At 71.0% G+C, this 21013-nt stretch carries 18 protein-coding genes; 5 read left to right on the top strand and 13 right to left on the bottom strand.

Going from position 1 to position 21013, the window contains the following annotated elements:
• Positions 1 to 157 precede the first annotated feature (157 nt).
• The 5 genes from AB0F88_RS10695 to AB0F88_RS10675 form a co-directional block, all read right to left on the bottom strand.
• Positions 158 to 2434, bottom strand: a complete 2277-nt coding sequence (locus tag AB0F88_RS10695; RefSeq protein ID WP_362680235.1) for a [protein-PII] uridylyltransferase — start codon at positions 2432 to 2434, stop codon at positions 158 to 160.
• A 3-nt stretch (positions 2435 to 2437) separates the two neighbouring features.
• Positions 2438 to 2776, bottom strand: a complete 339-nt coding sequence (locus AB0F88_RS10690) for a P-II family nitrogen regulator (protein WP_329091194.1) — start codon at positions 2774 to 2776, stop codon at positions 2438 to 2440.
• Entirely contained in the window at positions 2773 to 4086 is a 1314-nt protein-coding gene (locus AB0F88_RS10685) for an ammonium transporter (protein ID WP_362680232.1), read from the bottom strand. Before AB0F88_RS10685 ends, AB0F88_RS10690 begins: the two co-directional genes overlap by 4 nt.
• A 716-nt stretch (positions 4087 to 4802) precedes the next feature.
• A complete protein-coding gene (locus AB0F88_RS10680; protein WP_362680229.1) occupies positions 4803 to 5978 on the bottom strand; it encodes a ZIP family metal transporter in 1176 nt (391 codons plus the stop codon).
• A 1-nt stretch (position 5979) separates the two neighbouring features.
• Positions 5980 to 7047, bottom strand: a complete 1068-nt coding sequence (locus AB0F88_RS10675) for a multicopper oxidase domain-containing protein (RefSeq protein WP_362680226.1) — start codon at positions 7045 to 7047, stop codon at positions 5980 to 5982.
• A gap of 365 nt (positions 7048 to 7412) precedes the next feature.
• Here AB0F88_RS10675 and AB0F88_RS10670 point away from each other — a divergent pair, with 365 nt between their 5' ends.
• Complete coding sequence (locus AB0F88_RS10670) at positions 7413 to 8402, top strand: RNA polymerase subunit sigma-70 (RefSeq protein WP_362680222.1); 990 nt, start codon at positions 7413 to 7415, stop codon at positions 8400 to 8402.
• Positions 8403 to 8497: 95 nt separating this feature from the next.
• Positions 8498 to 8953, top strand: a complete 456-nt coding sequence (locus tag AB0F88_RS10665) for a DUF6069 family protein (protein ID WP_362680219.1) — start codon at positions 8498 to 8500, stop codon at positions 8951 to 8953.
• A gap of 412 nt (positions 8954 to 9365) precedes the next feature.
• On the opposite strand, the gene AB0F88_RS10660 is transcribed toward AB0F88_RS10665, so the two are convergent.
• The 6 genes from AB0F88_RS10660 to AB0F88_RS10635 all read right to left on the bottom strand — a co-directional run bounded on the left by AB0F88_RS10660 (position 9366) and on the right by AB0F88_RS10635 (position 15476).
• Positions 9366 to 10313 (bottom strand): sigma-70 family RNA polymerase sigma factor, encoded by a 948-nt coding sequence (locus AB0F88_RS10660; protein ID WP_362680216.1) that lies wholly within the window; start codon positions 10311 to 10313, stop codon positions 9366 to 9368.
• A 210-nt stretch (positions 10314 to 10523) separates the two neighbouring features.
• Complete coding sequence (hutI, locus tag AB0F88_RS10655) at positions 10524 to 11696, bottom strand: imidazolonepropionase (RefSeq protein WP_362680213.1); 1173 nt, start codon at positions 11694 to 11696, stop codon at positions 10524 to 10526.
• Positions 11693 to 13054: a formimidoylglutamate deiminase gene (locus AB0F88_RS10650; RefSeq protein ID WP_362680210.1), complete on the bottom strand. Its 1362-nt coding sequence runs from the start codon at positions 13052 to 13054 to the stop codon at positions 11693 to 11695. The genes hutI and AB0F88_RS10650 overlap by 4 nt, the downstream gene beginning before the upstream one ends.
• Complete coding sequence (locus AB0F88_RS10645) at positions 13042 to 14265, bottom strand: allantoate amidohydrolase (protein WP_362680629.1); 1224 nt, start codon at positions 14263 to 14265, stop codon at positions 13042 to 13044. The genes AB0F88_RS10650 and AB0F88_RS10645 overlap by 13 nt, the downstream gene beginning before the upstream one ends.
• 164 nt (positions 14266 to 14429) lie before the next feature.
• A complete protein-coding gene (locus AB0F88_RS10640; protein ID WP_362680207.1) occupies positions 14430 to 15116 on the bottom strand; it encodes an SDR family oxidoreductase in 687 nt (228 codons plus the stop codon).
• Positions 15117 to 15146: 30 nt separating this feature from the next.
• Complete coding sequence (locus AB0F88_RS10635) at positions 15147 to 15476, bottom strand: hypothetical protein (RefSeq protein WP_362680204.1); 330 nt, start codon at positions 15474 to 15476, stop codon at positions 15147 to 15149.
• Positions 15477 to 15514: 38 nt separating this feature from the next.
• On the opposite strand from AB0F88_RS10635, the gene AB0F88_RS10630 reads away from it, so the two are divergent.
• The 3 genes from AB0F88_RS10630 to AB0F88_RS10620 all read left to right on the top strand — a co-directional run bounded on the left by AB0F88_RS10630 (position 15515) and on the right by AB0F88_RS10620 (position 17901).
• The gene (locus AB0F88_RS10630) at positions 15515 to 16045 is read left to right on the top strand and encodes a PadR family transcriptional regulator (protein ID WP_362680201.1); all 531 of its coding nucleotides are present in this window, start codon (positions 15515 to 15517) and stop codon (positions 16043 to 16045) included.
• Positions 16046 to 16175: 130 nt separating this feature from the next.
• Positions 16176 to 17135, top strand: a complete 960-nt coding sequence (locus AB0F88_RS10625; RefSeq protein ID WP_362680198.1) for an ATP-binding cassette domain-containing protein — start codon at positions 16176 to 16178, stop codon at positions 17133 to 17135.
• A gap of 16 nt (positions 17136 to 17151) precedes the next feature.
• Positions 17152 to 17901: an ABC transporter permease gene (locus AB0F88_RS10620; protein WP_362680195.1), complete on the top strand. Its 750-nt coding sequence runs from the start codon at positions 17152 to 17154 to the stop codon at positions 17899 to 17901.
• 57 nt (positions 17902 to 17958) lie between these two features.
• Here the strand turns inward: AB0F88_RS10620 and AB0F88_RS10615 are convergent, their stop codons facing one another.
• Positions 17959 to 18783, bottom strand: a complete 825-nt coding sequence (locus AB0F88_RS10615) for a MurR/RpiR family transcriptional regulator (protein WP_362680192.1) — start codon at positions 18781 to 18783, stop codon at positions 17959 to 17961.
• Between the two features lie 370 nt (positions 18784 to 19153).
• Positions 19154 to 20809 carry a urocanate hydratase gene (hutU, locus tag AB0F88_RS10610; RefSeq protein ID WP_362680189.1) on the bottom strand — a complete coding sequence of 552 codons (1656 nt, stop codon included), beginning with the start codon at positions 20807 to 20809 and terminating at the stop codon, positions 19154 to 19156.
• Between the last annotated feature and the right edge of the window lie 204 nt (positions 20810 to 21013).

Here is a 21013-nt window from a genome sequence, read left to right as displayed (position 1 = left end):
CTCCGCTCTCGGATGTCGCCGTAGTCACCGCTCTCGCTACCCCTCAATCGCGACACAAGTGGACAACATCAGACCACAAGGTCATGGGAAAGAATCGGCAAAACCGACATAGCGACTTTAATCGTTACGAAGGCGACGAGGGACCGATTTTTTACGGTTACCGCAGGGCAGCCAGCACCTGATCGCGCACCTGCGCCCGCTGTACCTCGTCGGTCAGCGGGCGGCCGGCTCTGTCGACCACGTAGAAGACGTCCACCGCCTCTGCGCCGAGAGTCTCCACACGGGCGGCCCGTACGTCAAGGCCACATTCACCGAATGCTCTACCAATCCGCCACAAAAGTCCCGGACGGTCATGGGCCCGCACCTCGATGACGGTCGCGGTGTTGGACGCGTCGTCCACCAGGTTCACCCTCGGCGGCGCCACCGGCACCCGGGCCGGTCGCATCGACCTCGTCCTCCTGGCCAGGCGTTGCTCGATGTCGAGGCGGCCGGCCAGCACCAGGCGCAGGTCGGCCTCCAGCGTCGCGGGGTCGGGCGGCGAGCCGTACTCGGGCACGACCGAGAACTCGATCACGGCGGTCGTCCCCGCCGAGGCGGCCGACGCGGCGCGGACCACCATCCGGTGCGCGGCCAGCACTCCGGCCGCCCGCCAGAGCAGCCCGGCGCGGTCGGGCGCGACCACGGTGACCGCTCCCCCGTTGACGCGCACGGCGCCGCCGCCGTGGCGGGCCAGGGACGCCTGCTCCACCGAGAGGGACGGCGCGGGACGCAGCGGGGTTCCCGAGAGCGCCGAGCGGACCCGGCGCACCAGGTCGGCGACGAGCGAGGCCTTCCACGTGTTCCAGGCGGCGGGCCCGGTGGCGTGGCCGTCGGCCACGGCGAGGGCCGCCAGCAGTTCGAGGACCTCGCGCGAGCCGACGGCCTCGGCCACCCGGGAGATCGTCACCGGGTCGTCCAGGTCGCGGCGGGTGGCCGTCTCGGGCAGCAGCAGGTGGTGGCGGACCACGGTCTCCAGGATGTCGACGTCGGCCGGGGGCAGGCCCATCCGGGCCCCGATGTCGCGGGCGACGACGGCGCCGGTGGTGGAGTGGTCGCCGGGGTACCCCTTGCCGATGTCGTGCAGGAGCGCCGAGATGAGCAGCAGGTCGGGCCGGGAGACCTCGCGGGTGAACGAGGCGGCTCCGGCGGCGGCCTCGATCAGGTGCCGGTCGACGGTGTAGCGGTGCACCGGGTTGCGCTGCGGGCGGTGCCGCACCCGCTCCCAGTCGGGCAGCAGGCGGACCAGGATCCCGGCCTGGTCGAGCTCCTCCCAGACCGGCACGGCCGCGCGACCGGCGCCCAGCAGCGCCACCAGGGCGTCACGCGCCTCGTCGGGCCAGGGCACGGGCAGCGGCGGCGACTGGGAGGCCAGCGCGGTGACCGTGGCGGGCGCCAGCGGCAGGCCCGCCTCGGCCGCGGCGGCGGCGGCGCGCAGCACCAGCACCGGGTCCTTGCGCGGGTTGACCCCGCGGGCGAGCACGACCTCTCCACCGTGCTCGACGACGCCGTCGGCGAGCGGGCGGCGGCCACGCGGGGTGGGACCGGTCAGCAACCGGTCGACGGTGCGCCAGGTGGCGTCGAAGGAGTGCCCGATCGTCCTGGCGGCCTCGGCGAGCCTGCGCATCAGCGCCTCGGCGTCGAGCAGGCCGAGCATCCCGGCGACGGCGTCCTGTTCCTGGAGCACAAGCCTGTCCGCGCCGCGGGCGGTCACCAGGTGCAGGCCGTGCCGGATGTCGAGCAGCAGCTCGTAGGCCTCGCGCACCCGGGGGCCGGGCGCCGAGGCGACCCAGGCCGCCGCCACGGCCTGCATCGCCTGCACGTCGCGGATGCCGCCGCGGGAGTCCTTGAGGTCGGGCTCGAGCAGGAACGCCAGCTCGCCGCTCGCCTCCGCCCGCTTGTCGGCGGCGTCGCGCAACTCGCCCAGGCGGCGGCGGGAGTCGGCGCGCCACTCGGCGAGCACGATCTCGCGCGCCGAGCGGGTCAGCTCCGGGTCTCCCGCCACGTGCCGTGCCTGGATCAGGCCGAGGACCGCCTTGAGGTCCTCCCTGGCGACCTTGGCCGCCTCGTCCACCGTCCGCACCGAGTGGTCGAGACCCGTCCCGGAGTCCCAGATCGGGTACCAGATGCGGTCGGCGACGCGCGCCACGTCCTCCCGCCCGTCGTGGAGCAGGACCAGGTCGAGGTCGCTGCCCGGCGCGAGCTCGGAGCGTCCAAGGCTCCCGACCGCGACGAGCGCGACTCCGCCGAGGGCGCCGCGCTCGTCGTTTCTCGTCGTTCCCCCGTTGGGCCCGTACGGCGTGCCGACCGCGGTGCGGACCAGGTCCGTCAGCCAGCGGTCGATGTCCGCGGCCCGTTCCTTACGGGCCGCGGCGTACGAGCGCGTGTCGCCTCTCACCGGTTAGAGCGCCTCGGGTCCGCGTTCTCCGGTGCGGACGCGGACGACCGTGTCCACCGGAACGGACCAGACCTTGCCGTCACCGATCTTGCCGGTCTGCGAGGCCTTGACGATGACGTCGATGACGTCCTCGGCGTCCTCCTCCTCGGCGAGCACCTCGAGGCGGACCTTTGGCACCAGGTCGACCTGGTACTCGGCGCCGCGGTAGACCTCGGTGTGACCGCGCTGGCGGCCGTAGCCGCTGGCCTCGCTGACCGTCATGCCCTTGACCCCGAACTGCTCCAGGGCCGCTTTCACGTCATCGAGCTTGAACGGCTTGATGATCGCTGTGATGAGTCTCATGCGTCCACCTTCTTAGACGCCGGGGTGGGGGCCGGACCGTTGACGGCGGCCACACCCGAGGAGTGGATGGTGCCGAGGTCGTAACCGGTCTCGGCGTGGGAGGTGATGTCGACGCCGGTGACCTCTTCCTCGGCGCCGATCCGGAAGCCGACCGTCTTGTCGATGATCTTAGCGATGATCCAGGTGATGATGAAGGAGTAGGCGCCGACCGCGACCGGGCCGAGAATCTGCAGGCCCAACTGCTTGACGCCGCCACCGTAGAAGAGGCCGGTGCTCTGCTGGTCCAGGAACGGGTAGGCGGCGATGAAGCCCAGGGAGACCGCGCCGATCACACCGCCGACCAGGTGCACGCCGACCACGTCGAGGGAGTCGTCGTAGTTGAGCTTGTACTTCAGGCCCACCGCGTAGGCGCAGACCGCACCGGCGACGAGGCCGAGGAGGAGAGCCGCCCAGGGGTCCACGAAACCACAGGCCGGGGTGATGGCGACCAGACCGGCGACGGCGCCGGAGGCGACACCGAGGCTGGTGGCGTGACCGTCGCGGAGCTTCTCGACCACGAGCCAGGCGCCCGCCGCGGCGGCGGTGGCGATCTGGGTGTTCATGAACGCGAGGCCGGCGGTGCCGTCCACCGCGAGCTCGGAGCCCGCGTTGAAGCCGAACCAGCCGAACCACAGGAGACCGGCGCCGAGCAGGACCAGGGTCAGGTTGTGCGGCCGCATCGGCTCCTTGCGCCAGCCGGCGCGCTTGCCGAGCACGATCGCCAGTGCCAGCGCCGCGGCTCCCGCGTTGATGTGGACCACGGTGCCACCGGCGAAGTCCTCGATGCCGAGGTTGAACAGCCAGCCGTTGCCCCAGACCCAGTGGGCCACGGGGAAGTAGACGATGGTCGCCCAGACGATGGTGAACAGCACCCAGGCGCCGAACTTGGCGCGGTCGGCGATGGCACCGCTGATCAGCGCGACGGTGATGATCGCGAAAGTGAGCTGGAAGGCCGAGAACACCAGGCTCGGCATGCCCGTGCCGTCGTCCTTGGTGGCGGTGTCGACCAGGCTCTGCAGGCCGAGGGCGTCGAAGCCGCCGATGAACTTGTTGACGAGCTCGCTGCCGTTGTCGGTGAAGGTCAGCGAGTGTCCGTAAAGCACCCATGCGATAGTGACGGTGATGATGCTGACGAACGACATCATCATCATGTTCAGGACGCTCTTGGCCCTTGTCATTCCTCCGTAGAAGAACGCGAGGCCAGGAGTCATCAACAGCACCAACGCGGTGGCTGTGAGCATCCAGGCAGTGGTGCCGCTATCGATCTTCATTCGACGCGACCCTCCCTTACAAATGGCGTGTGGCCGGTTTCACAGTCGCAGTGATCGCTTCCTGGGCTCCATCGACCGGCCGCGCACTGACGTTGCGCCACAGCGTGTTCTTCCACCGTTTCAAGGTGCGACCTTGCGTGTTTCGCATCTGTGAATCTCGACCGCATGGTGTTTCAAGCGTGTTTCGGACGAGGCATGCCATGACTTGCAGTTGACCGTAAAAGCGCCCAGGTGGATCGCGCTTGACGGTTCCCGGGAGCCTGGAAGCCCTTGCTCCCGGCCGTCGCCACGCCCACCGTGTCCCCTCGAGCCGGACATATAGGTAGGCCCGTAACCCCTGGCCAGGACCCCGTGTGATCTTGATCGGCTCCGGCGCCGTTCACGCTCCGGCGGGCGGGTGCTCCGGACGGCCGTCTCAGTCGCTGTCTCGTGATCCAGGCCGCCGGTCTGCTCGGGCGCGATGGTTACGGGCTCTTTTTAAGCCGTCCGGAACACCCGCCCACCTCCGCTGCACGCGTTCCGGCCGTACGGCGCGCGGACCGTGGCGGCTTTCTCTCCGGCCGCCCAGGGGACTCTGTGCGGCTGAGGCAATCCGTACGAGACCGTTCGGAGCGGGCCGCCGTAACCGAAGCGTCACTTTCGAAAGGAGCGCACGGCGAGCATCGTGAGAATCAGATGCTCACGACCTGGGAAGAGACGAATTTCGTCGCGTGTGGTCAGGTCAGGAGTCCCGTGGCGTACATGAGGGCCATTCCGGCGAGGATGCCCGCGATGCCGAGAGGGTGCAGCAGCCGTCCCGTGTGATCACGCGCTGACGGCGCGATCTGGAGTATCACCTGCACGATCGCGCCGACACCCAGCCCCAGCAGCAGCGCGGCGATCGCGGGTTGCACCGTGGCGGCGCCGAGCCAGGCGCCGAGGATGGCCGGGCCGCCGGCGATGAGGCCCAGAAGCGCCAGACGTGGCGGTGAGACGCGTTCCTCGCTGACCGGCGCGACGATGGCGAGGCCCTCGGTGGTGTTGTGGATCGTGAAGCCGACGACGAGCGTCGCGCCGAGGGCGAGCGCGCCGACGGCGTAGGCCGAGCCGATCGCGAGCCCTTCACCGAGGTTGTGCAGGCCGATGCCGACGGACACGAGCAGCGCCAGGCGGTGGCCGCCCGCCTGTCCCGGTCGTGCGGCCATCCAGGCGTGCACGCCGGACAGCAGCAGGTACGCGGCGACGGCGCCCATCGCCACGAGTCCGGCGCCGCCGAGCCCGCTCGCACCGGCGTCGGCGACCTCCATGCCTTCGAGCGCCGCGTCGATCGCCAGCCAGGCGAGCAGGCCGATGGTCAGTGCCATCAGGGCGCGGATCCAGGAGGGAGGTACGCGCCGTAGCCACGGCAGCCAGAGCATCCCGATGGCCACGGGGATCACCCCGACGTATGTCCCCAGGAGCGTCATCAGGCCGAGGAATCCGGACGGGTCGGGGGTCGTGACGGCGACGGGGATGTCGTGGGTGACGACGCCTCCGGTGGAGGTGAGGAGCGTCACCTCGTAGGCCTCCGCGCCGACCCACGGGTAGGTGATCCGGACGTTGGCGGAGCCGAGGCGGCCGATCTCCGGTTCGCTCATCCGGAAGTCGGTGAAGGCGTCGTTGACCGCGACCTGGACGACGGCGACCGGATCGGCGCCCTGGTTGCGCACGACCAGTTCGATGGAGCCCGCGCCGAGTATCGTCCGCTCCACCGTGAGCTCCTCGGCCGGAGGGCCGTTGCGCGAGGTCAGGCCGGGGCCGTCCAGGACGGCGAGACCCGCGACGGCGACGGCGATGACGCACAACGGCAGGAGACCGAGCAGCCACGTGTTCAGGCGGGTGCCACTCGGATGACGTGCCCGGCGTTCTTCCATGTCACCGGTTCCTTTCGCAGTCGGTGGAAGCGGTGCCACCGCAACCGGCCTCGAAGAAGCCCATCCAGCCGAGCTCGGCGAACTCCGACTGGTGCGCGTGGAACATGAAGCGCCCCTGGCGGGGAAACGTCATCTCGAGAATTCCCCGCTGGCCCTGGCACAGCATCACGGTGTCGGTGTGCTCCGCCGGGCGCGGTGACGTGCCGGTCGGATACCAGTCGAAGAAGTTTCCATGGACGTGAAAGGAGTTGACGAGGTCGTATTCGAGGATGTTGACGAGATAGATCCTCACCAGCTCGCCGACGGTCACCTTCACCGGCTCCCCCATGTACGCGAAGGGAATGGTGTTGACCGCGTACAGCTCGTTCGAGCGATCGAAATTGGTGTCGAACCCGTTCATGACCATCACCAGCTCGTCGGCCTCGGTGCGCGCGCCCTTCGGGTCGATGACGAAGGCGCCGTACAGGCCCTTGGCGATGTGGGCGGCGAGCGGTGTCACGTGGCAGTGGTACAGATGCACGCCGAACGGCTCCGCGTCGAACTCGTACACCGCCCGCCCGCCCGGCTGGATCAGGCCGAGGCCCATTCCCGCGACCCCGTCGACCTCCGCCGCGTGCAGACCGTGAAAGTGAAGCGTGTGCGCGTGCGCCGAGTGGTTGACGAGGGTGATTCTCAGGCGGTCGCCCTCATTCGCGCGAAGTGTGGGGCCGGGAATCCTGTCGTTATAGGTCCAGGCGGGGAACACGACCCCGGGAGCCACTTCGATCGGCTTCTCGCGAGCCACCAACGTCCATTCTCGAAGCGTTCTTCCACCGGACAGCGAAGATGTTCTCCCTCTGTCGAAATCCCGCAGGAGCGTCGTCGGATGAAACCCGTTCTTTCCATTGTCCACCTGGGTGCCCGACCTGAAGCCGGCGTGCGCGGACCCCGCGGTGTGTGCCGGAACATGCTGGTGGTCGCCCGGACCGGGTGCCGGAACCGCCGGCCCCCCGGCCAGACGCGCGGCGACAGCGGCTCCGACCGCGGGAGCCAATGCGGCAATTGCGCTACGTCGAGAGATGTCTGACATACGAAACACGGTAAATGGTCAAGGCTCACGTTACAATACGCAAATTAAGCCCTCATTTGACCCAATATGCCAGAATAAAAGATATTTTGTTGGCGATGACAGTTTAACGGCAATTCCCGCCACACGACAGCCGAGCCCATGGCGACATCACGGTCAATCGACATGCCACTAACATCCGATTTAGCGGAATTGCCGCAATAAGCCTTTTCCAACCTGATCTTGTAGATGAGGGCGGGTACGGCAGACCCGGGCATCGATGAGGGCGAGGCTCGGGATCGGCCATGCCGGCCGGCCCCGGTGATGAGTTTCCGCGCCCGCACCCGTCATACCTACGACGGAAGATGACGAGACGGAAAGATGACGTGATGAGTGCGGACATACGGCTGGAAGAGCTGGGCGTGAGCGAGGTCGACGAGCCGGCGTTCTCGGGGCTGGCGGAGCGGCACCGGCGGGAGCTGCACGTGCACTGCTACCGGATGCTCGGGTCGTTCGAGGACGCCGAGGACACCGTGCAGGAGACGTTCCTCCGTGCCTGGCGGCGGCGGGAGACCTTCGAGGGGCGGTCGACGTTCCGGGCCTGGCTCTACCGGATCGCCACCAACGCCTGCCTGGACCTGCTCGCCAGGTGCCGCCCGGAGCCCGCGACCGGCGGCGAGGTGCTGTGGCTGCAGCCTTACCCGGACCGGCTGCTCGACGAGCTGCCCGCGGGCGACGCGGACGAGCCGGAGGCCGTCGCGGTCGCGCGGGAGACGATCGAGCTGGCGTACGTGGTCGCGGTCCAGCACCTCGCGCCGCGCCCGCGGGCCGTGCTGATCCTGCGGGACGTGCTCGGCTGGCCGGCGAAGGACGTCGCGGAGCTCCTCGGGGACTCCGTCAACTCCGTGAACAGCGCGCTGCAGCGGGCCCGCGCCGGCATGCGGGAGCACCTGCCCGCCGAGCGGCAGGACTGGACCGGCGGCGAGGATGACGCCGGGACGCGCGAGCTGGTACGCCGCTATACCGACGCCAGCGTGGCCACGGACATCGACGGGCTCGCCGCGCTGCTGCGGGACGACGTCCGCTGCTCGATGCCGCCCACGCCGGGCCTGTACGTCGGCCGCGACACGGTGGTGAACGACTGGGTCGAGAACGGCTTCGAGAGCATGAAGCGCCTGCGCGCCGTCCTCACCTCCGCGAACCGGCAGCCCGCCGTCGCCTTCTACCTCTGGCAGGAGCGTGAGGGTGCGTACCTGCCGCTGACTATCGACGTCCTGCGCGTCACCGGCGGGGCGATCACCGAGATCGTCACGTTCCACGATGACCGGTTCCCGCGGCTCGGGCTGCCGGAGCGCCTGCCTGCGGACGGCACGGAGTAGTCCCGGCCGTCGCGCGGCGAGTCGCCCCCGGGGCCAGGACCGTCACGTGCCGGTCAACACACCCTCACGCCGGTTACCGAATGATGAAGGATGACATGAACAGCATGAACGACACCGGGGTCGTCGCAGGCCCGGCACCGGGCCGGACCGGCCGCGCCCACCGATTCCGCGGGCTTGCCGGAACCGGTTTCGCCGCCACGCTCGCGGCGATGGCGGCCACCACCCTCGCCGCCGCGCTCGCCCAGGCCGCCGGCGTCGACTTCGAGGTCCCCGACGGCGGCGAGACGATCCCGTTGCCCGGGTTCGCCGTGGTGACCGGCTTCTTCTCGGTCGTCGGCATCGTCATCGCCGTCGCTCTTCTTCGTTGGAGCGCTCGCCCCGTCGAACGATTCGTGTGGACGGCGGTGTCGCTGACCGCGATCTCGCTGGTCCCGCCCTTCCTCGTCGGGGCGAACACCGCCACCGTCACCGCCCTCCTCGGGCTACACCTCGTCCCCGCGGCGGTGATGATCCCCACCCTGGCGCGGAGCCTCCGCGCCCGGACCGATTGACGATCCCCGCGACGGGACAACGCGCGGCGCAAGGGCGTTGGCCTCCAGAGTCGGGTATCGAGGCACCCAGGCCGTGGGCCACGTGGTGTGGGCGCGGTTCGACCTCACGCCACCGTGACACGGTACGGCGTCCCGCCCTGCGTTCCTTTCCGAGGTGGAGCTTCAGCTCCGGCGCCCCACGCCGAGCGCTCCCGTACGGATCGCTTCAGCCGCGCAGGGAACACCGGGCGGCCGGAGAGAAAGCCACTACGGTCCGCGCGCCGTACGGCGAGAAGGTGTGCGGCGGAGGTGGGCGGGTGTTCCGGACGGCTTAAAAAGAGCCTGAACAACCATGGACCCGCCCCAGCGACAAACCTCACCGCAAAAACCGATCCGGCACGGTCCAAACAAGACCGTGCCGGATCGTCAGGGACTAAGCGGCCGTGGCCATCTTCCGCAGCCGGGCCAGGGCGTCACGCTCGATCCGGCGGGCGCGGTCGCGGCCGATGCCGTAGCGCTCGCCGACCTCGGTCAGCGTGTGCTCGCGGCCGTCCATCAGGCCGTAGCGCCAGCGGAGCATCTCGCGGGTCTGCCCCTCCAGCCCGGTCAGCCACACCTCCAGGCGCTCGCGCTCCAGGATGTCCATCGCCTGCTGCTCGGGATCGGCCCACGTGTCGTCGGCGATCATGTCGCCGAGCTCGGTCTCGTCCTCGTCGCCCACGCCCAGTTGCAGGGAGACGGGGTCGGAGGCCCAGCGGCGGAGCTCACGGACCCGCTCGATGGGAAGTTCGAGCACCGTCGCCAGGTCGGCGTCGGTCGGCTCCTGGTCGAACTCGGCGAGCATGTCGCGGCGGACCCGCATCAGCCTGGTCATCTGCTCGCCCGCGTGGGTGGGCAGGCGCACCGGCCGTGCCTGCTCGTGGATGGCGCGCCCCACCGACTGCCTGATCCACCACGTGGCATATGTCGAGAACTTGTAACCGCGCCGGTAGTCGAACTTCTCGACCGCGCGGACCAGCCCCAGGTTCCCCTCCTGGACCAGATCGATCAGCGGCATTCCCCGCCCCGAATATTTGCGCGCGACGGCCACCACAAGACGTAGATTGGCCTGGATGAATTCATCCTTGGCCCTCCGCCCGGAAACGGCCAGTCGTTCAAGCTCCTCATCGGCCGCGTCCCCGATCCGCGGCTCCGTCAATCCACCCAACCCACCGTCCAGCAACTGCTCGGCGAAGAGACCCGCCTCGATCCTCTTGGCGAGTTCGACCTCTTCCTCCGCGGTGAGCAGGGGCACCCGTCCGATCTCTGCCAGGTAGGTCCCGAGCAGGTCTCGATCAGAGACATGCTGATCCTGCGTCCGATTCCCCGTCGGCCTTGCCATCCGATGGCACCTCGCTCCGCCTGCTTATGACGTGTCCACTCGCTCGTTTGACGCCCCGTGCGCGCAGACACATCGCTTGTCTTTTCAACGGACGTGCCAGGGCAAAGATTCCCTCAAAAAGTACGCCTGGAGAATGGTTTGGATTTCCTCCTCAAGGAGGAGGTTTCCCGACGTGCCGCCAAGACTCGCGACTAACCCCTGCAAAGGGCCTCAAACCAGGCGACGGCCCCGCTTCCACACCTGCGTCACCAGCGGCACCCCCGGCCGGTAGGCGAGGTGGACGTAGCTGGGTGTGTCCAGAATCACCAGGTCCCCGCTGCTTCCCACCCGCAGCGTGCCGACGTCCCCGCGGCGCAGCGCCCTGGCCCCGCCGTACGTGGCGGCCCTGATCGCCTCCAGCGGCGTCATCCTCATCTCGCGGACCGCCAGCGCCACGCAGAACGGCATGGAGGAGGTGAAGGAGGAGCCCGGGTTGCAGTCGGTGGCCAGCGCGACCGTCACCCCGGCGTCCAGCAGGCGGCGGGCGTCCGGGTAGGGCGAGCGGGTGGAGAACTCCGCGCCGGGCAGCAGGGTGGCCACCACGCCCGCCGACGCCAGCGCCGAGACGTCGTCGTCACTCAGGTGGGTGCAGTGGTCGGCGGAGGCCGCGCCCACCTCGGCGGCGATCCGTGCCCCCGGCCCCTCGCCCAGCTGGTTGGCGTGGATCCGCGGCAGCAGCCCCGCCTTCACCCCGGCGAGGAGGATCTCCTTGCTCTGGTCGGCGTCGAAGGCCCCGCGCTCGCAGAACACGTCGACCCACCGGGCGTGCGGCGCGCAGGCCTCCAGCATCTCCCCGGTGACCGTGCGGACGTACTCGTCGGCCGAGGAGGCGTCGGGGGGGACGACGTGCGCGCCCAGGTAGGTGGTCTCCTCGGTGAACCCCCGCGCGATCTCCAGCGACCGGCGCTCGTCGTCGACCGTGAGGCCGTACCCGCTCTTGATCTCGACCGTGGTCGTCCCCTGGGCGAGCATCTCGGATACCAGGCCGGCGGTGCGCGTCACGAGTTCGGCGTCGGAGGCGGCGCGGGTGGCCGACACCGTCGTACGGATGCCTCCTGCCGTGTACGGGCGGCCCGCCATGCGGGCGGCGAACTCGGCCGTCCGGTCACCCGCGAAGACGAGGTGGGCGTGGCTGTCGACGAAGCCCGGGATCACGCAGCGCCCCTCCACGTCCACCCGCTCGTCGGCGCACGGAGCCGCGCCGGCGGGTCCCACCCACACCACCTCGCCGCCCTCGACGACGAGCGCCGCGTCCTCGATCTCCTCTCGCGCCGGGTCGCCCGTGTAGAGCAGGCCGATGCGGTCGAAAAGGGTGCTCGTCACCGGCCGGTCCTCGCTCGTCATACCGACTTCTCCTCTCGCGCCTCGGCGATCGCCTCGGCGAGCATGGTGCCCACGTCGCCGAGGGCGTGCCTGCCGTCGACGACCACGTGGCGCCCGCCGGACACCACGGAGTGCACGTCGGCGGCCGTGGCGGCGAAGACCACGGTCTCGGCCAGGTGCGCCGGGTCGGCTCCGGCCGTGCGGACCGAGTCGAGACGCAGCGACACCAGGTCCGCCCACGCGCCGGGGACGAGCATGCCCGCGCAGGCGAAGCCGAGCGAGTCGTGCCCCGCGGCCGTGGCGGCGTTCAGGAGCTCGGCGGCCGACCAGTGGCCGCGTCGCTCGGTGGCCAGCCGCTCGTCCAGCTCGACCGCGCGGGCCTCCTCGAACAGGTCGACGACCGCGTGGCTGTCCGAGCCGAGCGTGATGGGCGCGCCCGCCTCGAACAGCCTCCTGGCCGGTCCGATGCCGTCGGCGAGGTCGCGTTCGGTCGTCGGGCACATGCACACGCGCGTGCCCGAGGCGCCGAGCAGCGCGACGTCCACGTCCGACAGGTGCGTGGCGTGCACGGCGGTCGAGCGGGGGCCGAGCGCGCCGTGAGCCTCAAGCAGCTGGACCGGGGTCGCGGCGTAGGCCTCCACGCAGGCGGCGTTCTCCGCGCGCTGCTCGGAGACGTGGGCGTGCAGCGGGACTCCGTGGTGCCGGGAGAACTCGGCGACCACGGGGATCTGCTCTGCCCTGACCGCGCGGACCGAGTGCACGGCCACGCCGATCTCCACGTCCCGCTCGCCCCGGTAGCCGGCCGCGAGCGCCTCCGCCCGCGCGGCCCACCCGTCGACGTCCCTGTCGCCGAACCGCCGCTGCACGCCGCTCAGCGGGGTGCCGACGCCGCCGGTCAGGTAGCAGGCGTCCAGCAGCGCGATGCGCAGCCCCGCTTCCCGCGCGGCCTGGACGAGCACGTGCCCCATGGCGTTCGGGTCGTCGTACGGCCTGCCGTCCGGCCCGTGGTGCAGGTAGTGGAACTCTCCCACGCAGGTGATCCCGGCCAGCGCCATCTCGGCGAACGTGGCCCTGGCGAGCCTGAGGTAGGAGTCGGGGTCGAGCGTGCCCGCCACGCCGTACATCTGCTCGCGCCAGGTCCAGAAGCTGCCCTTCTCGCGCTGCGTCGCCCCGCGCAGGGCGCGGTGGAAGGCGTGGGAGTGCGCGTTGGCCAGCCCGGGGAGGGTGAGCCCGGCCAGCCGGACGGCTCCGCCGGGCGGGGCGGTCACGCCGGTGACGATCTCGGTGATCAGGGTGTCGTCGACCTTGACCAGCACCCCCGCGACGACCTCGCCCGGCGGCAGCCAGGCCAGCTCGCACCAGTAGCTCAGTTCCCGCACAGGTCCTCCACAACGGCGGCGAGGGCGGTGACCCCGGCGTGGCAGTCGGCCCTGTCCGCGTGTTCCTCCGGAGAATGAGAGATGCCCGTCGGATTGCGGACGAACACCATCGCACTGGGCACACCCGCGGACGCCAGGATGCCCGCGTCGTGTCCGGCGCCGGTCGGCAGGACGGGCGCGCTCCCGGCCGCGGCCACGTTCCCGGCCACGTTCCCGGCCGCTTTCCCGGCGGCGACCGCGCCCCCCGCGGCGGCCGCGACCCGTTCCCGCAGGACCGCGTCGAAGTCGACGACCGGGGTCCACGACTCGACGGTCACCTCGGCTCCGGAGAAGTCGCTCAGCTCCTCGACCAGCTCCCTGACCGCGACCTCGTCGCCGCCCCTGGCGTCCAGCCAGGCGGTGACCAGGCCGGGGACGGCGTTGGCGTTGTTGGGCGACACGCGCGCCTTGCCGAAGGTGGCGAGCACGCCGTTGCGCTCGGCGGCCTGACGGGCGTGCAGGACGGTACGGGCGAAGGGCAGCATCGGGTCGTCGCGGTCGGCCAGCCGGGTGGTGCCCGCGTGGTTGGCCTGGCCGTGGAAGTCGAACCGCCAGCGGCCGTGCGGCCAGATGGCCGAGGCGACGCCGACCTGGGCGTCCCGGTGGACCAGGTCCTGTCCCTGCTCGACGTGGAGCTCGACGAAGACGCCGATGTGCCGCAGGGTCTCCTCGTCCCGGCCCAGCCCGCCGGGGTCGCGCCCGGCCCCGCGCAGCACCTCGGCCAGCGAGTCGCCCTCGTCGTCCTTCAGGGCGCGCGCCCTGTCCGGGTCGAGGATCCCGGTCAGCAGGCGCGAGCCGACGCAAGGGACGCCGAACCGGGCGCCCTCCTCGTCGGTGAAGCAGGCGATCCCCAGGGGGCGCCCGGGCCGGAAGTCCCTGGCACGCAGCAGGTCGAGGGCGGCGAAGGCCGACACGACGCCGAGGGGACCGTCGAAGGCGCCGCCCTGCCGCACCGAGTCGAGGTGGCTGCCGGTGACCACGCCGGGCCGGGCCGAAGGGTCGCCCCACCAGGCCCACAGGTTGCCGTTGCGGTCCTCCCTCAGGTCGAGGCCGCGCCTGGCGGCCTCCTGCCCGAACCATCGCCGAAGTTCCAGATCCGCGGGCGACCACGCGTCTCGCAGGTAGCCGCGGGTCCGCTCGTCACGTCCGAGGTGCTCTATGGCACCCCACATCTCGTCGAACACCCTCCCATTATGTGAATGGGTCCATTCATTGGCGAGCCCGCCGCGCCCTCAGCCCGGCCGCGTCCTCAACCCGGCCGCGTCCTCAACCCGGCCGCGTCCTCAACCCGGCCGCGCCCTCAACCCGGTCACACCCTCGGCCCGCCGTACCGCTCTCAGTTCGGGGGTCCGGCGGCGGGACGGACGGTGATCTCGGTGATGTGGGCGTCGGAGGACGCGGTCAGCGCCGTCAGCGCCACCCGGGCCACCGAGTCCGGGTCGAGGTAGTTCTCCGGCTGGTAGGGGCCTCCCTCGCTGGCCCGCACCTCGCGCTGCATGTCGGTGGCGACCCGCCCCGGGTAGACCGTGGTGACCTGGAGCCCGGGCTCCTCCAGGCGGAGCCCGTCGGCGAAGGCGCGCAGCGCGTGCTTGCTGGCCGAGTAGGAGATCCAGTTCGGGTTGGCCCGCTGCCCCGCCCCGGAGTTGATCAGCACCACGTGGCCGCGCGCCGCGCGGAGCGCGGGCAGCAGCAGCCGGGTCAGCTCGGCCACCGCGATCACGTTGATCTCCATCGTGCGCCGCCACACCTCGGCCGGGGTCTCCTCGACACGCCCCAGGGTCACCACGCCCGCGCTGTGCACCAGCACGTCGAGCCGGTCGATGCCGGCGACGTCGGCCTCCGTGACGGCGGTGAGCTCCACCGGCCAGGGCCGCGCGCCGGGCAGGCCGGGGATCATCCCGGCCAGCGCCTCGGTGTCCCGGCCGCCGAGCAGCAGGTCGTGCGTGGGAGCCAGGGCGCGGGCGATCGCGGCGCCGACCCCTCTGGAGGCGCCGGTGACCAGCGCGGTGGGACGTGCGGACATAACAATCACCCTACTTCGAACAAGATTCATTTAATCGGGACGAAACGTCTCCGGCCCGGGACGCTCCAGCGTCACCGCGAGAACATTCTCACGCGGATAGCCGGCGTCGGCCGGCCGGACCCTGACCGCGTCGGCCGCCGCCTCCACGATCACGCACCGGTACCACTCCCCGTCCTCCAGGAACCGCCAGGGCCGCATCAGCACCTCCAGCCCGGACCGGTGGACCACCTCCAGGGCCGACGCCTCCGAGGAGGGCTCCCCCATCGGGTAACCGAACACGGTCAGGGGCTCCCAGCCCTCGCCCGCCGGGCGGACGAAGCCCAGGAGGGCGCCGTCGTCGTCACGTCTGATCTCTCGCACGGTTGACACTATACTCAAACTTGAATACAAATTTGAGTATGTCCTCCACCCGGATCCTGCTGCTCGGCGTGCTGCTCGACGGCCCGCTGCACGGCTACGAGGTACGGCGCCGCCTCGAACTGTGGGGCGCCGACAACTGGGCCAACGTGGCCTACGGCTCGATCTACCACGGCCTGGCCAAGATGGCCGACGAAGGGCTGCTGGAGATCATCGAGCAGGGCAGGGGCGGCAAGACGGTCTACGGCGTCACCGAGGCGGGACGGGCCGACTTCCACCAGCAGCTGATGAACAGCTGGTGGTTCGTGAAGCCGATCGTCGACCCCTTCCAGGTCGCCCTCACCTTCATGGACCGTCTTCCCCCGGCCGACCTGGTCAACGCCATGGAGGCGAGGGCCGAGCAGCTGCGGGCGTCCATCTCGATGATGCGGCGGGCGCTGGGCGGCAAGCAGGGCTACGGAGCCCCCCGGCACATCGACGAGTGCCTCCAGCTCAACATCCGCCAGTTCCAGGCGCAGCTCGACTGGATCGAGGAGTCCGTCGCCGACGTCAGGGCCGGAAAGCTGCCCTGAGATCCGCCCCGGCCCGCGCACCGGGACGCGGGCCCTCTCGAAAGCCTCCGTACGCCCGCCGGGCGGGAAATCCGGTTGGGCCCTCACCGCCGTTCCCCGAGTCTTTCGGTACCCCCTACGACGGAGAATCATGATCATCGAAGCGCACGACCTGCGCAAGACCTTCACCACCGGGCGCGGCCGGGACAGCCCCCGGGAGGTCGAGGCCGTCAAAGGCGTCGACCTGTCCGTCGCCGAGGGCGAGATCTTCGCCTTCCTCGGCCCGAACGGCGCGGGAAAGACCACCACGATCCGGATGCTCGCCACCCTCGTCACCCCGACCTCCGGCACCGCCCGGGTGGCGGGCCACGACGTGGTCACCGAGGCGGCCAGGGTGCGGGAGAAGATCGGTTACGTCGGCCAGGGCGGCGGCGTGGACGAGAACTCCCCCGGCCGCGAGGGCCTGATCCTCGCCGCCAGGATCGGCGGCATGTCCCGCGCGCGGGCGAAGGCGCGCAGCGAGGAGTTGCTGGCCGCGTTCGACCTGGCCGAGCTGGCCGACCGTCCCGTACGGACGCTGTCGGGCGGCCAGAAGCGCAGGTTCGCCCTCGCCGTCGGCCTGGTCAACCACCCGCCGCTGTTCTTCCTCGACGAGCCCACCACCGGCCTCGACCCTCAGAACCGCGCCAACCTGTGGGACGAGGTGCGCTCCCTGCGCGAGCGGGGCACCAGCGTGCTGCTGACCACCCACTACCTGGAGGAGGCCGACGCGCTCTGCGACCGGCTGGTCATCATCGACCACGGCCGCGTCGTCGCGGAGGGCACCCCCGCCGAGCTCAAGAAGGAGGTCACGGGCGACGTCGTCACGCTCCGCCTCGACCGGGCCGCCGAGGCTCGGGTGCTCCTCGACGCCGAACCGTACGTCAGGGAGGTCCGCGAGGAGGAGGACGTCCTGCGCGCCTACCTCGACGACGGGGAGCACAACCTGCCCGCCCTGCTCCGCGCCCTGGAGGCCGCAGGGCTGCCGATCCGGTCGATCTCCCTGGACCGGGCCACGCTCGACGACGTGTTCCTGCGCCACACCGGCCGTTCCCTGCGCGACGCCGACTGAACGACAAGGACCTCCCGTGCTCCGACACACGATGTTGTTTTTGGGCTACGAGCTCAGTGCCACCCTGCGCAACCCCGTCTGGCCGCTGTTCGGCCTGATGCAGCCCGTCCTGTACCTGCTCCTCTTCGCGCCGCTGGTGGCCAACACCACCGCGGGCGGCACCATGGGCGACACGCTGCGGATGTTCACGCCCGGCGTGATGATGATGATCGCCCTGTTCGGCTCGCTCTTCGTGGGCTTCGGCATGATCAACGAGATCCGCAACGGCTACCTGGAACGGCTCGCGGTCAGCGCCGTGTGGCGACCCGCGATCGTGCTGGGCCGCACCCTGCGCGACATGATCGTGCTGGTCGTCCAGGCCCTGCTGGTGATCGCGCTGGCCATGCTGATGGGCATGCGGGCCAGCCTGCCGGGGCTGGCGCTCATGCTGGTGCTGATGGCCGCCACCGGGCTGCTCGCCTCCGGCCTGTCGTACGGCATGGCGCTGGCGCTGCGCGACGAGAACGGCATGTCGCAGATCATGCAGTTCTTCGCGATGCCGCTGATCCTGCTCACCGGCATCATGCTGCCCATGTCGCTGGCCCCCGACTGGATGCGGGCGGTCGCGCAGTTCAACCCGCTCTACCACGCGGTCGAGGCAGGCCGGGCGCTGTTCGACGGCGACTTCTCCGACGGCTCGATCCCGCTGGCCTTCGGCCTCATCCTGGTCCTGTCCGCGATCAGCCTGCGCTGGTCGGTCGGCTCGATGAGGCGGCTCGCCGGATAGGCCCGGCCCGATCCCGCGACGGCGCCTCCCCCGGGACGCGGCGGGACTCTCACGCCGTCAGTCGAGCTGCTCGGTGAAGACCCCGGCCCGGTCGGTCATCCGCTCGTACTCCTCCAGCCGGGCCTGCGTGCGCAGCGGTGCCGCGTCGGCCATGGCCTCCACCAGCACCATGGCCAGGGCCAGCGGCGCCGCGTGCGAGTCGAAGACCAGCCGCTCGCCGACGGGGGCGGCCAGCACTACGTCGGCCTCGAAGGGCACGTCCCGCCGGTCGGTGATCACCGCCGTACGCAGGCCGAGGTCGCGGGCGCCCCGCAGGGCCTGCACCGCCTCGGCCGGGTAGCGGGGCAGGACCACCGCGACCAGCCAGCCGGCCCCCGCCCGGCGCGCGGCGTGCAGCCCGTCGGCCAGCTCCGAGCCGCCGTGGGTCAGCAGGCGGACGTCGGGGTGGATCCGGCGCGCGAAGTAGGCGAACGTGGTCGCCAGCCCGCTCGACACCCGCAGGCCCAGCACCGGCAGGGGCTCGCATCCGGCCAGGTTGGCACCCAGCTCCGCGAGGTCGGAGGGGTCGCTCAGCGTGTCGCGCACGCTCCGCAGGTTGTCGATCTCCACGTCGATCGCGGTCTGCAGGTCGTTGGCCCGCGACGGTTTCCTGCCGCCCACGACGAGGGGCCGCAGCGCCTGCCTGAGCTCGGGGTATCCCGCGAAGCCGAGGACCACCGCGAACCTCGTCACCGACGGCTGGCTCACCCCGGCCCGGTCGGCCAGCTCCACGCTGGACAGGAAGACGGCCTCGGACAGGTGGTCGCCCAGGTAGCGCGCGATCCGCCGCTGGACGGGCGACAGCCGCCGCCCCTCCAGAAGCCGATCGAGTCCGTCACCCACGCCCCCTCCAACCGCTCGAAGGCCCACGAGCATCCCCTCCCCCCGTCCCTCCCCGATGTCGTTCATACACCCGCGCGGGAGGAAGCGAGCGGCGCCCGGAGGAATCACGCCCCGGAATCGGGACGCGGCGCGGTGCACGGGGCCGGAACGCGGACCGGGACGGGGGCCGGGACGCGGATCGGCACGCGGATCAGCACCGGGCCTAGACGCGGACCGGCACGCGGATCAGCACCGGGCCTAGACGCGGACCGGCACGCGGATCAGCACCGGGCCTAGACGCGGACCGGGACGCGGATCGACGCACGTACGGTCCGGTCAGGACCTGAGCCCGGTCACGACCCGCGTGCCCCCGGTCACGATCCGCGCCCGGTCAGGACTCGCGCATGGGGATGCGCACGCCTCGCTCCTCGGCCACGGTGACGGCCTCGTCGTACCCGGCGTCGACGTGCCGGATGACCCCCGTGCCCGGGTCGTTGGTGAGGACCCGGTTGAGCTTCTCGGCGCCGAGCCTGGTGCCGTCGGCCACGGTGACCTGCCCGGCGTGGATGGAACGGCCGATGCCGACGCCGCCGCCGTGGTGGATGGAGACCCACGCGGCGCCGGAGGCGACGTTGAGCATGGCGTTCAGCAGCGGCCAGTCGGCGATCGCGTCGGAGCCGTCGGCCATGCCCTCGGTCTCCCGGTACGGGCTCGCGACACTGCCGCAGTCGAGGTGGTCGCGGCCGATCACCAGCGGGGCCTCGATCTCCCCCGAGGCCACCATGTCGTTGAACCGCTCCCCGGCCAGGTGACGCTCGCCGTACCCGAGCCAGCAGATGCGGGCGGGCAGCCCCTGGAAGTGGACCTTCTCCCCGGCCAGCCGGATCCACCTGGCGAGCGGCTCGTTGTCGGGGAACAGCTCCAGGATCGCGCGGTCGGTCTTGGCGATGTCGGAGGCCGCGCCGGACAGCGCGGCCCAGCGGAACGGGCCCTTGCCCTCGGAGAACAGCGGCCGGATGTAGGCGGGCACGAAACCGGGGAAGTCGAACGCGCGGGTGTAGCCCGCCAGCTGCGCCTCGCCCCGGATCGAGTTGCCGTAGTCGAAGACCTCGGCCCCGGCGTCCTGGAAACCGACCATGGCCTCCACGTGGGCGGCCATGGCCTCGCGGGCCCTGCGGGTGAAGGCCGCCGGGTCCTTCTCCCGCTCGTCGGCCATGTCCTCGAAGGCCACGCCGATCGGCAGGTACATCAGCGGGTCGTGGGCGGACGTCTGGTCGGTGACGACGTCGATCTCGGCGCCCCTGCGCAACAGCTCGGGCACGACCTCGGCCGCGTTGCCCTCGACCCCGATGCTCAGCGGCCTGCGCTGGTCGCGGGCCTCGTACGCCAGGCGCAGCGCCTCGTCGAGGTCGGCGGCGCGGACGTCCAGATAGCGGTGCTCGATCCGCCGGTCGATCGACCTGGGGTCGCAGTCGACGCAGATCGCCACGCCGCCGTTCATGGTCACGGCCAGCGGCTGGGCGCCGCCCATGCCGCCGAGCCCGGCGGTCAGCGTGATCGTCCCGGCGAGGCTCCCGCCGAACCGCTTGGCGGCCACGGCCCCGAAGGTCTCGTAGGTGCCCTGCAGGATGCCCTGGGTGCCGATGTAGATCCAGGAACCGGCCGTCATCTGCCCGTACATGGTCAGCCCGGCGGCCTCCAGGCGCCGGAACTCCTCCCAGTTGGCCCAGTCGGGCACCAGGTTGGAGTTGGCGATGAGCACCCGGGGGGCCCACTCGTGGGTGCGGAACACCCCGACGGGGCGGCCCGACTGCACCAGCAGCGTCTCGTCGCCCTCCAGGGTGGTCAGGGTACGGGTGATCGCGTCGAAGGAGCGCCAGTCGCGGGCGGCCTTGCCCGAGCCGCCGTAGACGACGAGCTGTTCCGGGTGCTCGGCGACCTCGGGATCGAGATTGTTCTGGATCATGCGGAGTGCCGCTTCCTGCGGCCACCCCTTGGCGGTGAGCGTGGTACCGCGCGGCGCGCGCACGATCCGGCTGCCGGACATGCCCGACCTCCCCCTCAGGAATGAATGAACGTATTCATATTTGGTCACCCGGAGGCTACAGGTCAACCCGGAAAAGGGGGTGTGGGGGGGGGCCCCCCCCCCCCCCCCCCCCCCGGCCCCCCCCCCCCCCCCACCCCCCCCCCCCCCCCCCCCCCCCCGCCCCCCGAGGGGGGAGACCAGCGCCTCCGCCGCGGACGGCCACAC

This window comes from Streptosporangium sp. NPDC023963 (genome assembly GCF_040639135.1).
GTDB lineage: Bacteria > Actinomycetota > Actinomycetes > Streptosporangiales > Streptosporangiaceae > Streptosporangium.
Note: the sequence above shows the minus strand (reverse complement) of the source record. Positions and strands in the feature narration are given on the sequence as shown.